The following is a 14,223-nucleotide window of genomic DNA, read 5'->3' as shown; positions in this document are numbered from 1 at the left end:
ATGAAAAATATTTTTTGCATACTTGCATTGTTTATTACCTGTTCGATCCACGCACAGAAAGCTACTGCACCAGTAACTGATTCCGGGTTTTACAAATCGTTTGATAATACGCCCATTTACTATGAAACGTCCGGAGCGGGCAAACCCGTTGTATTGGTTCATGGCTTTATGGGGAAAGGCGAATCATGGAAAAAAAGCCAGTTATATACAGATCTTATATCTTCAGGATATAAAGTTATACTGCTTGATCTGCGCGGCAATGGCAAATCCGGGAAACCGCACACTGATGAGGGATATAGTAATGATGCTGAAGCCAAAGACATCATTGGTCTGTTGCATTATCTGCATGTCAATGACTATTATGCAGTGGGTTATTCAAGAGGTTCAATTATTGTATCGAGATTATTAATGCTTGACAAGAATGTTCAAAAAGCAGTGATGGGTGGAATGGGCACTGGCTTTACTGATAGTGCATGGCCCAGAAGGATCATGTTCTATGAAGCACTTAGTGGTAAAGATGTGCCTCAGCTCGCTGCAGTGGTAAAAAACGTACAGCAATCAGGACTTGATCAAACAGCACTTGCTCTTCAACAAAAATGGCAGCCGTTTACAACACCCAAACAACTGGGAACAATAAGCAAACCGGTTCTTTTAGTGTGCGGAGATAAGGATGAGGATAACGGTGCTGCACCTGATCTTGCAGCAATGATACCGGGAAGTAAATATGTGAAGGTTCCGGGAGATCATGGCGGTGCATCAAAAACGAAAGAGTTTTCAAATGCAGTTATTACTTTCCTGCAGTAAGCATTTTGTCTTTACAGGTTATATTAAATTCAGACATATATTATCACAATATAAAAACAAGATTGTTATTTACGTAGTTGAATAAAAATACACCCGCTCCGAGTAAGGTACTTCGTACCCGCCTGAATGGATTCATACGGGTAGGCATGTAAATCGTACCTGGAAAATCGAATTAACAATCCATTACACAACAATCCTACAGCATTAACGTTTAAACTCCCGGCGAAATAAACTCAACATTTTAAGAAAGGCCCTGTAACAAAAAACAGTCTTCAACGTTCAAGTTAATGATTTGTGAAATGGATATTATCGCGGAAAAAATGTTGTTTTAATTCAGATATACGATTATCTTCGTAGAACCAAATCTTCCTAATGTGAAATACTCAATCAATATATTACCCTTATTTGTTATGACTGCAATATTCATCCTTTCCTGGCTTTTGCTGTCATACATCTATACTTCCCGGGCCAGCAATGCGCAGCTTTTGCAGGAGAACTGCAATGGAGAAAGCGCTAACTCCAGCGATTCCAATTACGGCAATTTTCTTTTTCATGAAAGCCTGTTCCCCATAAAAACTACCCTGCGGTAAAAAATTTTCGCCTGTTATGTAACATTTACTTCGCTGTTACGTACAACAATCACGAAAGGCAATCAATCTGAATTAAACCGTTTATGACAGAAAAAGAATATAACGAATGTGTTAACCTTTATGCAGATAATGTTTTTCGTTTTATAGTGAAAAATTTAAGGCATGAGGAAGACGCACGGGATATTGTTCAGACTGCCTTCGAAAAGCTTTGGCGGAATATTGAGGCAGTTGACGCTGCCAAATCCAAATCTTACCTTTTTACTGTTGCGTACAACCAAATGATCGATCACATTCGCAAAGTGAAAAGGGTTCAGTTAAAAGATGAGGTTCAATCCGATGCCAGGGCGCACCAGTCGCCCGCACATGATGTAAAGAAGACATTACGTGAAGCGTTAAACAAGCTGAATGACACACAAAAAAGCCTGGTTATGCTGAAAGATTATGAAGGATACAGCTATGAAGAAATAGGGCATATAACCGGTTTGAATGCCAGCCAGGTGAAGGTGTACCTTCACAGGGCAAGAATAACGCTGAGAAATTATTTGGTGAGCCCGGAAAATGTAATGTAATCGTCGCATTTTTGCACAACGGCGTGCGATTGTTGTAAAGGTTTTTAAATTTGAAACTGGAAACAGGAGTAACTATGTCTATCAACAGGCAAAATTATGAAGAGTATTTTCTGATGTACATCGACGATGAACTCAGTATTCATCAACGCATGGAAGTGGAATGGTTTGTTCAGCAGAACCCAGATCTTGCTAATGAGCTTTCTCTTTTACAGCAGGCCTGCCTGCACCCTGACGAGGACATTAAATTCCACGACAAACAATCTCTCCTGGATGTAACAAACAAAGGCATAAACGCGAGCAACTATGAAGAGTACATGCTCTCTTACGTTGACAATGAACTTGACGAAGCTGATAAGAAATCGGTAGAAAAGTTTGTATTGCAAAATCCACAATTACAAGCGCAATTCAGCCTGTTACAAAAAGTAGTTCTGGAACCGGAAGAAATTGTATTTGAACATAAAGAGAAGTTATACAGGCATTCAAAGAAAAGAGTAATACCCATTACATTCCTGCGTATAGCAGCTGCAGCAGCCATTCTGATAGCCTGCGCCGGAATATGGATGGTAGTTGGTAAAAAAGATACTTCTTTAACCAATCATGACATAACAAAAGTTCAGCCCCGGGTTGCCCCCAAAGAAGAAACTCAACCAATTAAACAACCCGGCACAATAAAAGAATTGCAGAACGAGGGTACTAAAAAGGATGAAGTTGCACAAACTGCTTCACCAACAGATAACCAAAGTACGGCTAAGAGAAATACAGAAGAGAACATAAACAGGATAAAGCAAGCTCCGGAGGTTAAACAGGAGCAAACGGCTTCGAATGAACCTTATAGATCGCAAACTGCTAATAATAATGTGAATGATGAGCCTGTTATTGCACATAATAAGCCAGCAGAAACTCAACAACCGGAGCTGATCGTCAATAAAGATGCAGCGCCCGTTAAGGCAGTAACTGCATCTTTGCCGACAGATGAACCGATAGTTTATAAAGAACTGGATACAGATGACGCAAACACACGCACTGTTTATGTAGGATCTATGCAACTCAACAAAACCAAGATAAAAGGCTTTTTTAAGAAAGCATCCCGCCTATTTAATAAACCCCAGGATGAGGATAGCGATGGCAAGCTGCAGATTGCCAATTTTGAAATAGAAAAGGAAACCAAATAAACGATCAAATCTACGGCCATGAACAAATTTGTATTCATTGCAGCAGCCATGTTACTGGCACAGTCAGGCTTTGCGCAGACAGACAGTACAACCAAAAAGACTGATACAATCCGTGTTGGAAACTTTATAATAATAAAGAAAGACAAAAAGGAAGCTTATAGCGAGCCTTCCCCGCCAACTGACACAAGCGGCAACTCGTTCGATATTACGATTGGCAGCAGTTCTACACCATCATCGTACAAAAAAAGTCGCAGGAGCATTATAAGCACCAACTGGCTTATTTTCGATCTCGGCTTCAATAACTGGAATGACAAGACAAACTACTCTGCCATCAGTCCATCGGATACATACCTGCAGCAAACACCCGGCGTAACCAACAAGCCATATACAAAGGATGATTTTAACCTTCGAACTGTAAAATCGTCCAACGTAAACATCTGGCTTTTTATGCAAAAGCTGAATGTATATAAAGGCATTATCAACCTGAAATATGGTTTGGGTATTAACATGTATAATTTCCGCTACGAGACCAATGTATCCTATCTGCGCAATCCGCCACATATAATCCGAGATACTATTTTATTCTCTAAAAACAAACTGGCCGCCGACTATATCACAGTTCCAATGATGGTGAACATTAACACCATGCCTGACCGCAGAAATGGCCTTAGCATAAGCTTTGGAGTAAGTGCAGGTTACCTGTATAACAGCCGTAACAAACAGATCAGCGATGAAAGAGGCAAGCAAAAAATAAAGGGCGATATAGGTCTTAACAACTGGCGGTTTGCTTATGTAGGTGAGCTGGGCATGGGACCTGTAAGACTTTATGGCAGCTATAGCATTAACCCCTTGCACGAGAGAACACTTGAACAATACCCTTACATAGTGGGCATACGGTTTAGCAACTGGTAGTAGTGCCAAGTCAAAATTCAAAAGCAAAAATTCAAAACATTAGGTGCGGTCTGCATACCGGTCATTTACAGATCAAAGATTTGAACTGCATAGTTTTTACTTTTGACTTTTTACTTTTCCTTTCCCTCACATACAATTTTCACTTATTTCTTCGTTCTAATGCAAAACAGGTTTGCATGTTGAGGAGAATTTCTGTTACTGGTGTATTGATTACAGTGCTGCTGATTTCAACATCTTTTCTAAAGTTTAACCCGTATTACATCATCATTGATAAAAGTGATTACGAATTAAGTGTGTATGATCAGAAAGGCTGGCTGGTTACCTATCCTGTTGTTTTTGGAAGCAAGGATTTAGGTGACAAATTTGTGGAAGGTGACAGAAGAACACCAGAAGGAACTTTTTATATCATCAATAAACGTGTACATGAAAAATGGCACAAGTTTATGATGCTCGATTATCCAAACCAGGAAAGCCTGATCAAATTTAATCAACGCAAAGCGGCGGGCGTTATACCGGCCAATGCAAAAATTGGCGGAGGAATCGGTATACATGGCACGTGGCCGAGAGAAGATTTTGCAGTAGATAGTTATCAAAACTGGACGTGGGGCTGCATTAGTATGAGAAACAAAGATGTAGATGAGCTCTTTAATATGGTGCCCGTTGGAACAATGGTTACCATTAGGAGATAGTTATAAGTTGTACGTTTTACGTTATACGTTGGAGGTCTAATTTTAGGGTTCGTAACTAAACATTCGCTACGATCAACGTAAAACTTATAACGTAAAACGTACAACTTGCCAGCCCGTTTTAGTCTGTGTGAAAGCTTAATTGATTCGTATCAGATTGTACGCCCAATAACGTACAACGTAAAACTTATAACGTACAACTTTCTTGTTACTGCCTGACGCAAATGAAAAAAGCTGCACAATTGTGCAGCTTTTTGACTATTTAAAAGTGAGGTTATTTAGTTATGACTTTTGCGCCGAAATATTCATGCAGCACCCCTGGTATTTTAATACCTTCTTCTGTTTGGTTATTTTCCAGCAGGCTGGCCAAAATACGAGGCAATGCGAGCGAGCTACCATTAAGCGTGTGTGTAAGCTGCGTTTTACCATTACTATCCTTGAAACGGCATTTAAGCCTGTTTGCCTGATAGCTTTCAAAGTTGCTGACACTACTTACTTCTAACCAGCGCTGTTGAGCTGTACTGTAAACTTCAAAGTCATAAGTTAGCGCACTGGTAAAGCCCATGTCGCCACCGCAAAGTTTTAAAATGCGGTAAGGCAGACCAAGCGACTGAACAAGCTTCTCGACGTGATTTACCATTTCTTCCAGTACATCATAGCTTTTTTCCGGATGACAGATCTGGATTATCTCAACTTTTTCAAACTGATGAACCCTGTTTAAGCCACGAACATCTTTTCCGAAGCTGCCGGCTTCTCTTCTGAAACAGGGAGAATAAGCTGTTAATTTTTGCGGCAGATCTGCCTCTTTCAAAATTTCATCGCGATAAATATTTGTCACCGGAACCTCTGATGTAGGTATCAGGAACAGGTTATCTTCCGTTACATGATACATCTGTCCTTCTTTGTCAGGCAACTGCCCGGTACTATATGCCGAAAGTTCGTTCACTACAAATGGAGGAATAAACTCGGTATAGCCTGCTTCCGTATTAAAATCAAGAAAATACTGAATGAGAGACCTTTGTAACTTGGCGCCTTTTCCGCGATAAAGCGGAAATCCACTGCCTGTTATTTTGGCCCCGGTTTCAAAATCCACCAGGTTGTATTCTTTTATAAGATCCCAGTGAGGAACCGCGCCTGCATGCAGCTCGGGAACATCACCACCTGATCTTACGATAATATTGTCTTCAGGTGTTTTGCCCGGAGGAACTTTTTCGCTGGGTAAGTTTGGTAGCAACAGCAGTTTATCCTGCAACGTTTTCTCTGTCTGCGACATCTTTTCGTTCAGGGATGAAATCGAGGTTTTATGTGTGGCTACTTCGGCTTTCAGGGCTTCTGCTTCGTCTTTTTTCCCCTGTGCCATCAATTTACCTATATCTTTTGAGGCACTGTTTACTTTTGCCTGCGTGTTATCAAATTCTGCCTGTATTCTTTTTCTTTCATCATCCAGGGCTATAATCTCATCCACCAATTCGGGCTGCTTAAAATTTCTCACAGCAAGCCTTTCTTTGGCCCATTCCGCATTTTGACGCAAAACACTTACTTGGAGCATACTACAATAAATTTGCGCAAAGATAACCTTTGGCCGCACATTGTTACCTTTGCACCATGATGTTTATTAATGATGATTTACAACAACGCTGGTGGACGCTGGAAGCAAAACTGGTTGAGCGTTTTGGAAAAAAGCCGGACATGGACGCTATTTTATTTCTCATTGGTGTACAGGAAACGGGATTCGTTCAAAAGAAAATCACTAAAGAACAAAAACAGGATCTTATGCATGTTGCCGTCTGTACCATTCTTGCACCCAGCGGATATTACCTTCTTGAAGGGAACGATAAAGATGGCTGGCCCCATTTTAAACAACTCAAGGAACTGCCTAATATAGCTCTGCCAGAACAGGAAAACTTTCTGAAGGATCATATACTGATGTATTTTGAGAACAACGGATTTTGAGGCAGGTGTGAGGCGTAAGGCCGTGAGGTTTCAGGTGTCAGGTTTCAGGTTTGTAGCCGTGCAATTTCATAAATTACCTTTTATGAGAAAGCTAAAGCAAGCCTGATTGATTTTATTAGAAAACCGATATTGAGTTAATTGAAAAGAAAGGCTGTATCGAACTTTCGATACAGCCTTTCTAAATTATCCTACTGTGAAAGATTTGTATGCTTTGTGCTATACCTCACACCTGATACCTCACACCTGATACCTCAAACCTGATACCTGATACCTCACACCTCTCTACGCTACTTTCAACAAGCTCAACTTACTCTTGTCAAATTTATTCTGGGCGTATTCAAGCGTCACGAGGAAATGGTTTTGATCAGTACCCGGCATTTCAAACATAGCATCTGTAAAAATGTATTCGCAGATACTTCTCAATCCTCTTGCACCAAGCTTAAACTCCATCGCTTTGCTGACCATGAAATCCAATACTGCCGGCTCAATTTCCAGTTTGATATTTTCAAGCTCAAATAACCTCGTATACTGTTTTATCAGGCTGTTCTTTGGCTCTGTCAAAATTGAACGCAATGTTGCTACATCCAGTGGTTCCAGATGCGTAACAATCGGCAAACGGCCCAGTAACTCAGGTATTAAACCAAAGCTCTTCAAATCTGTAGCATTGATGAAACGTAACAGATTCTTACGTTGCAGTTCCTGTTCGTCTTTGTTAACATTAAAGCCGATCGCATTTGTATTGATACGTCTTGCGATCACTTTGTCAATTCCGTCAAATGCACCGCCGCATATAAACAATATATTCTGCGTGTTAACCTTGATCATTTTTTGTTCAGGATGCTTTCTTCCGCCTTGTGGTGGTACGAGTACTTCTGTACCTTCCAACATTTTCAGCAATCCCTGTTGAACACCTTCCCCACTAACGTCGCGCGTTATAGAAGGGTTATCTCCTTTACGTGCTATTTTATCAATCTCATCAATATAAACAATTCCTTTTTCTGCAGCCTGTACGTCATAGTTACATGCCTGTAACAGGCGGGTAAGCATACTTTCCACGTCCTCGCCTACATAACCGGCTTCTGTAAATACAGTTGCATCGACTATTGCAAAAGGCACATTCAGTAAACGTGCTACCGTTTTAGCAAGAAGCGTTTTACCCGTACCCGTTTCACCAACCATTACGATATTGCTCTTCTCAATCTCGATATCATCCTGTTGCTTTTGAGTAATTCGTTTATAATGATTATAAACGGCAACGGACATCACTTTCTTAGCCTCATCCTGCCCAATAATGTACTGATCAAGAAATGACTTGATCTCCTTTGGTCTTTTAACGGTAAACTTAAACTGAGAAGATTGTTGTTCCTGCCTTGCCTGTAATTCCTGTGCTATAATTTCCTGTGCATGCTCTACACAGTTTTCGCAAATATGCCCTTCCTGTCCGGCAATCAAAATTTTTACCTCATCCCTACTTCTACCGCAAAAAGAACAATGCAGATGCGATTGTTTTGCCATGATATATTTTTTTGCCCTAAGGCCGTTTAGAAAATCCTAAATACAAAAATAACAAAACCGCTGATAACAGCGGTTTTGAAAAGATTTATTTAAGGCGCTTTAACCGGAATTTTACGGAAAAATGATCATTTTCCGGAACATATTCGTATTAAAGCTTATTTAACACCTTATCAACGATTCCGTATTGAACCGCTTCCTGCGCATCCATCCAGTAATCGCGGTCAAAATCCTTGAGGATCTGGTCTACAGATTTGCCACAATTGTCTGCGAGGATCTTAGCACCAAGCAGCTTTGTTTTTTCCATCTGAATAGCCTGGATTTCAATGTCTGCTGAAGTAGCCTGAAACATTCCACCAAGACTAGGCTGATGTATCATTACCTCTCCGTGCGGATAAATGTATCTTTTGCCCTTCTTCCCAACACTCAACAATATTGAGCCCATACTTGCTGCAAGTCCCATACAGATCGTGCTAACGGGAGACTGGATCAATTTGACGGTATCATAGATCACCATACCACTGGTCACCATTCCACCCGGGCTGTTGATATAAAATTTGATTTCTTCACCTGGCTTATCAGCATCCAGCAACATTAGCTTAGATACTACATCTCTTGCTGATTTATCATCAACAGGTCCCCATAAATAAACCGCTCTTTTCTCAAGGAAAAGCTTTTCCATTTTCCTCATCAATAAAGGCGACATCGGCTCCTGCTTATCATCTTTTGGCTGTTCTTCTTCTTCTTCATCCTCCATTAAGTAAGGATTGACGCTATATTTTGAATTAATCATATTTCTAAATTTTAGAGTAGTGTAAAATCAGCATTCGGAAACAGTACCGAAAATGGTTATTTTTTCTCCTTTCGCGGATTGGTCAAAAGCACTTCGTCCACAAGACCGTAATCTTTACCTTCCTGGGCTGTCATCCAAAAGTCCCTGTCACAATCTTTTGCAACTGTTTCCATGTCTTTTCCGCTGTGATGACTGATCACTTCGTAAAGCTCATGTTTGATCTTCTTGATCTCACGGGCAGTGATACCGATATCTGTAGCCTGTCCGCCTATTGCGCCGCTTGGTTGGTGCAGCATAATACGGGCGTGTTTAAGCGCTGTTCTTTTACCGTTAACACCTGCGCACAACAAAATAGCTCCCATGCTTGCGGCAATACCGGTGCAAATGGTTGAAACTTCCGGATTAATGAACTGCATGGTATCGTAGATGCCTAAACCGGCATAAACACTACCTCCCGGGCTATTGATATACATCTGGATGTCTCTTGTGCGGTCTGTACTTTCGAGGAACAACAACTGTGCAGTGACAATATTTGCCACGTAGTCATTAATTGGTTCGCCCAGAAAGATGATCCTATCCATCATCAAACGGCTAAATACGTCCATACTAGCCACGTTTAGCGGCCTTTCTTCTATAATGTATGGCGTGAGGTTGGTTATGCTGTTATTATAATTGTGCAATGTTGCGCTACTTATGCCCTTATGCTTAACAGCATATTTTTCAAATTCCTTTCCAAAATCCATAGTTGAATATTTTTCAATGAAAATAAGCGATTGTACTCTATCGCGGTTTTCTGACACCAATCAGCCTTCGCTAATTAACGTCAAAGCCTTTTTCAATACCAAATACCATGCAAACACTTTCTACCGCCAAAAGGGCAGTTTTACGACAACCGGTGGATTAGGCCTACCCCAAAAAATCCTCTTCTTCCTCTTTGTTTCCGTATTTGCTAAAAAGCTTATTTATGGCTCCTGCAAAGAGTGGGAACTTCTCCTTGGCAAAATCCTTAATCACTTCGATTGCCGCGTAGGCTTGCTCTTCCGTGAGCCCTTTATCCTTTAAACGATCAATCAGTTCCTGCATAATATATTTTTATGAATGTACTAAAGATATGATAACAACATCGTTCGGCCCATATTTCCTGGATAACCGGCAAAAAAAAGCCGCACCTTTTTGGTGCGGCTCTACATTCTTTCTATCTGTTAATGATGGTGGTGATGCAATTTTTTTGCAAACTCTTCATCACTGATTGGCTCTTCTGTAACTTTTACTTCACCTTCCAGGATGTTGAACAGCTTTTCAGTCTGCAGCTGGAAATAAGTGTTTTCCACAAACTTCCTGTCCTGTAACATTCTGTTTGCATATTCATCCAACCATGGCATGTTGTCAACATCGCTCTGACCCATATAGCCCAGCATTTGCTTTACAGCATGGTTTTTAATTTCGTTGTTTTCAACAGTTATTTTGTGATCGTTGATCAATTTGGATGTGATCAATGTCCATTTTAACTGGTTTTCAAATGAAGGGTATTCAGCTTCTGCCTCTTCGACAGTTTTTGCTTTTTCACCGCCATTCTGCAACCAACGTTTCAGGAATTCTTTAGGGAACTCGATCTGAGTGTTGTCCAGTAACTGGTGGTAAAGCTGATCATGAAGCTGATTGCGGCTTTGGCTGTCAAGGTAGTTTTCAATTTCAACCTTTACAGCATTGCGAAACTCTTCTTCAGTTTTAATACCTCTTGCAGGGAAAGAAGCTTCAAAAAACTCTTCGTTCATTTCAGGCTTTTCAATCAACCCAACTTTTGTAATGGTCAATGAAAAGAATTTATCGGCATCTTCAGCGTTATCTTTGTTCAATCCCAAATCACCTATTACCCACTCTCTTTCTTTTTCAGCAAAAGCTTTGCTTAGCTGAATAACAAAAGAATCATCTTTTTTCTTACCCATCAATTCTTTACGGAGGTCTTCAGTAAAGTATTTAACCAGCAGGGAATTTGATTTAGTAATACCACCTTCTTTCTCAGTTCCGTCAGCGTTAACTTCTTTAAAATCAAGATTTAACACGTTCTCTTCTGAATCAACAACCTCAGGTTCAGTCATTTTACCGTTACGGATCTGCAGACGGTTAACTTCTTCGTTTACCTGATCTTCCGTAACCTGAATTTTGTAACGTGTAACTGCGAAATCTTTTGTGTTGATGTCGAAAGCGGGTTTCAGCCCAATTTCAAAAGCAAAAACATAATCGCTTGGGCTGTTGAAATCAAACATGCGGTCCTGGCTTTCAAGAGGCAAAGGCTGAGCAAAAATGTCCAACTGCTCTTTCACCATATAGTCGTTCAGCTCTTTTTCAACCGTGCGCAAAACCTCTTCCGTAAATACGCTCTGGCCATACATTTTCTTTACAAGCCCAGCAGGCACCATTCCTTTACGAAAGCCCGGAATATTTGCAGTTTTTGCATAATTCTTTATGCTTTTTTCAAAAGCCGGAAAATAATCTTCCCTGGCCACCTTTACAGTAAGCTTATCATTCAGCAGGCCAAGATTCTCACGGGTGATTGTAGCCATATTGTTTATCGTTTTCTATTGTTATTTTGATCAGTTGAATAAAGATTGCGTTTACTCAACTAAAATGGGCTGCAAAGTTACAGCTTTGTAATTGGTTTTTTAATATTTTTTAGCTATAGATGTGCAATCATCAATTATTTTAATCCATTTTTGGCTTATTTGGACAGAAAAAAGACCATTTCGATTGACACAAATAAAAAAGGAAGCCAAAGACTTCCTTTTTCTGGTGCGGATGGAGGGACTCGAACCCCCATGCCTCGCGGCGCTAGATCCTAAGTCTAGTGCGTCTACCAATTTCGCCACATCCGCAACGGGGCGCAAAAATAACAGATTTGCAGAACTGACCAAATTTAGTTTGGATTTTTTTCGGAACGATTATCTGATGAATCGTCCAACATAAGGCAACTTTTTAAACTCAGTCCTTTCCACCAATAATATAAACCATCCATAAATAGCAGTTAGCAATGCACCAAGCCCAAGAGAAAAATACTGATTGGAATATAAACCAGTGAGGCCTTTGTGTATAAAGAAGAGTAATACCACGATCACCATATAAGCTATCAGCTTTTTCCTTACATATGGCACCGGATAAACCTTCTGCCCCCACACATAACTAACTACCATCATTGTGCCGTAGCATAAAAAAGTACCCCAAGCGCCTGCCATATAACCGATCCGCGGAACAAAAAAGTAATTGACAGCAACTGTAATGGCGGTACCGATCAGGGTGATATAGGTCCCTGCAATTGTTTTATTACTTAGTTTGAACCAGATGCTTAGGTTATAGTAAATGCCAAGGAACATGTTTGCAAGTAATAAAACAGGCACAATTTTAAGTCCTTCCCGGTATTTCGGACCTACCATCAGCGACCAAATGGGAAGGAACAATGCGACCGCCAAAAACATGAACGTTATTACAATCACAAAGAACTTCATAACCCGGGCATAAGTACGCTGCGGGTTCTCTCCTTCTGCCTGTTTAAAGAAAAAAGGCTCTGCAGCCATGCGAAACGCCTGGATAAAAAGGGAGATCAGCAAGGACAATTTGTAACAAGCACCATAGATACCTACCTGCTCGTTTTTATATTCTTCCGTCCCCGGCAACCAGGCTTTAATCATTAACCGGTCAAAAGTTTCGTTTACAATACCGCCCAAACCTACAATCACCAACGGCATTGAGTAAATAATCATTTCCTTCCACAACTTCGCATTAAAGTTAAATTTCACAGACCGGATCTCATTGCTAAGCAATAATAATGTAATCAACGATCCCACGAGATTGGCAAGCACTACATAGTAAATCGGATTTTTGTTTCCATCAAAAATCATAATCACCCAGGTATTCGGGGTTTCCTGGATCTTGCCGGGACAATAATTTATAAAAAACCAGGTCAACAAAAGATTGGTGATGATACCGGCAACTTTTACAAAAGCATATTTCTTGGGTCGTCCTTCCTGCCTTAACCTTGCGAATGGTATTGTACTTAACGCATCAGTTGCTACTATAAATATGGCAAGCTGAATGATCTGAGGGATATCCTGAAAGCCTGATATGTCACCCAGGAATCCTTGAAACCGCCACAATATGAAAGTGAAAATGATGGTTGAGAAAAATAGCGAAAAGAAGGCAGTGTCGTAGATGCTTTTTTTGTACTCAGGCTTTGCGGAAAACCTGAAATAAGCAGTTTCAAAACCGTAAGTAAACAACACATTCAACACGGGAAGCGCTGAGTATAACAGGTTTTGTCTGCCAAAATCAGCAGTCTTTACTACCGCCGAGTAGGTTAACAAGGGTGTAAGTAAATAATTTATGAACCTGGCTGCAATACTGCTTAATCCATACCAAATAGTTTGTCCGGCCAGCTTTTTTATACTGCTCAATTATATCAAGTTTATAACAAAAGTAATAGTATGCGTGGTATAAGCAAGCAGCCATCCATCATTGATCGTTCTGCTTTCAGCCATATCTTGTTATCTTCGGCAATACTATTTAATAAAATGATACAACTAAAAAATCTTGTTCCCGTTCCCTTAAAAGAGAAATTCCAGGTGCGCAAATCCAGCATCTGGAATACTGAAGTGACGTTCAATAAAGGCGAATGGATAAAGATCAAAGCGCCAAGCGGCACGGGGAAAACAACCTTGATTCATTCCCTGTATAAACTTCGCACAGATTATGAAGGCAGTGTTTCATATAATGATAAAAACATTCTTGAAGTACAGGATGATGCGCTGGCATCGCTACGGCAACAAAACATAAGCATCATTTTTCAGGACTTGCGATTGTTTGCAAATCTTACCGCGAGAGAAAACATCGAACTAAACAGAGTTTTGCAGGCTCCCTACTACGAAAGCGCTATGATAGAACAGATGGCGGATACGCTTCAGATCACCCATATTTTAAATCAAAGAACCGGCCTGTGCAGTTATGGAGAACAACAACGCATAGCAATAGTCCGCGCGCTGATGCAGCCTTTTGAATGGCTTTTTATGGATGAGCCATTTAGCCACCTTGATATGGACAACTCTGAAAGAGCTGCCCGGCTTATTGCTCAGGAATGCAGGAAAAGAAATGCTGGTTTTATTTTGACGGATCTTGATGAAGATACACACTTCTCTTACACCCGTAATCTGACGTTATAGTCCTTTATCCAGAACAATCAAAAAC

The 14,223-nt window shown here is 40.5% G+C and carries 15 protein-coding genes and 1 tRNA gene; 8 read left to right on the top strand and 8 right to left on the bottom strand.

What is annotated here, in order from left to right; translation table 11 throughout:
- From QTN47_RS00965 to QTN47_RS00940, 6 genes are all read left to right on the top strand, one after another.
- Positions 1-804, top strand: coding sequence for an alpha/beta fold hydrolase (locus tag QTN47_RS00965; protein ID WP_369327430.1), 804 nt, complete (start codon positions 1-3; stop codon positions 802-804).
- Between the two features lie 410 nt (positions 805-1,214).
- Entirely contained in the window at positions 1,215-1,394 is a 180-nt protein-coding gene (locus tag QTN47_RS00960) for a hypothetical protein (protein ID WP_369327429.1), read from the top strand.
- Between the two features lie 83 nt (positions 1,395-1,477).
- On the top strand, positions 1,478-1,963 hold the full coding sequence (locus QTN47_RS00955; protein WP_369327428.1) for an RNA polymerase sigma factor: 486 nt from the start codon (positions 1,478-1,480) through the stop codon (positions 1,961-1,963).
- A gap of 50 nt (positions 1,964-2,013) precedes the next feature.
- Positions 2,014-3,135 carry an anti-sigma factor gene (locus QTN47_RS00950; protein ID WP_369327427.1) on the top strand — a complete coding sequence of 374 codons (1,122 nt, stop codon included), beginning with the start codon at positions 2,014-2,016 and terminating at the stop codon, positions 3,133-3,135.
- An 18-nt stretch (positions 3,136-3,153) separates the two neighbouring features.
- Positions 3,154-4,047 (top strand): outer membrane beta-barrel protein, encoded by an 894-nt coding sequence (locus QTN47_RS00945; protein WP_369327426.1) that lies wholly within the window; start codon positions 3,154-3,156, stop codon positions 4,045-4,047.
- 176 nt (positions 4,048-4,223) lie between these two features.
- Positions 4,224-4,736: a L,D-transpeptidase family protein gene (locus QTN47_RS00940; RefSeq protein WP_369327425.1), complete on the top strand. Its 513-nt coding sequence runs from the start codon at positions 4,224-4,226 to the stop codon at positions 4,734-4,736.
- A gap of 271 nt (positions 4,737-5,007) precedes the next feature.
- On the opposite strand, the gene serS is transcribed toward QTN47_RS00940, so the two are convergent.
- Positions 5,008-6,282, bottom strand: coding sequence for a serine--tRNA ligase (gene serS / locus QTN47_RS00935; protein ID WP_369327424.1), 1,275 nt, complete (start codon positions 6,280-6,282; stop codon positions 5,008-5,010).
- Positions 6,283-6,338: 56 nt separating this feature from the next.
- Here serS and QTN47_RS00930 point away from each other — a divergent pair, with 56 nt between their 5' ends.
- A complete protein-coding gene (locus tag QTN47_RS00930; protein ID WP_369327423.1) occupies positions 6,339-6,686 on the top strand; it encodes a hypothetical protein in 348 nt (115 codons plus the stop codon).
- Positions 6,687-6,968: 282 nt separating this feature from the next.
- Here the strand turns inward: QTN47_RS00930 and clpX are convergent, their stop codons facing one another.
- The 7 genes from clpX to QTN47_RS00895 all read right to left on the bottom strand — a co-directional run bounded on the left by clpX (position 6,969) and on the right by QTN47_RS00895 (position 13,436).
- Complete coding sequence (clpX, locus tag QTN47_RS00925; protein WP_369327422.1) at positions 6,969-8,201, bottom strand: ATP-dependent Clp protease ATP-binding subunit ClpX; 1,233 nt, start codon at positions 8,199-8,201, stop codon at positions 6,969-6,971.
- 148 nt (positions 8,202-8,349) lie between these two features.
- A complete protein-coding gene (locus tag QTN47_RS00920; protein WP_369327421.1) occupies positions 8,350-8,991 on the bottom strand; it encodes a ClpP family protease in 642 nt (213 codons plus the stop codon).
- 56 nt (positions 8,992-9,047) lie between these two features.
- Positions 9,048-9,734 carry a ClpP family protease gene (locus QTN47_RS00915; RefSeq protein WP_369327420.1) on the bottom strand — a complete coding sequence of 229 codons (687 nt, stop codon included), beginning with the start codon at positions 9,732-9,734 and terminating at the stop codon, positions 9,048-9,050.
- A gap of 163 nt (positions 9,735-9,897) precedes the next feature.
- On the bottom strand, positions 9,898-10,074 hold the full coding sequence (locus tag QTN47_RS00910; protein ID WP_369327419.1) for a hypothetical protein: 177 nt from the start codon (positions 10,072-10,074) through the stop codon (positions 9,898-9,900).
- 119 nt (positions 10,075-10,193) lie between these two features.
- Positions 10,194-11,555 (bottom strand): trigger factor, encoded by a 1,362-nt coding sequence (gene tig / locus QTN47_RS00905; protein ID WP_369327418.1) that lies wholly within the window; start codon positions 11,553-11,555, stop codon positions 10,194-10,196.
- Between the two features lie 224 nt (positions 11,556-11,779).
- Positions 11,780-11,864 (bottom strand) — tRNA-Leu (locus tag QTN47_RS00900).
- Between the two features lie 66 nt (positions 11,865-11,930).
- On the bottom strand, positions 11,931-13,436 hold the full coding sequence (locus tag QTN47_RS00895; protein WP_369327417.1) for a lipopolysaccharide biosynthesis protein: 1,506 nt from the start codon (positions 13,434-13,436) through the stop codon (positions 11,931-11,933).
- Positions 13,437-13,466: 30 nt separating this feature from the next.
- On the opposite strand from QTN47_RS00895, the gene QTN47_RS00890 reads away from it, so the two are divergent.
- The gene (locus tag QTN47_RS00890) at positions 13,467-14,198 is read left to right on the top strand and encodes an ATP-binding cassette domain-containing protein (RefSeq protein WP_369327416.1); all 732 of its coding nucleotides are present in this window, start codon (positions 13,467-13,469) and stop codon (positions 14,196-14,198) included.
- The last annotated feature ends 25 nt before the right edge of the window (positions 14,199-14,223 follow it).

The sequence above is a fragment of the Danxiaibacter flavus genome (assembly GCF_041060425.1).
In the GTDB taxonomy this organism is placed as follows: domain Bacteria; phylum Bacteroidota; class Bacteroidia; order Chitinophagales; family Chitinophagaceae; genus Danxiaibacter; species Danxiaibacter flavus.
The sequence above is the reverse complement of the archived record's forward strand: the minus strand, read 5'-3'. Positions and strand labels throughout refer to the sequence as shown.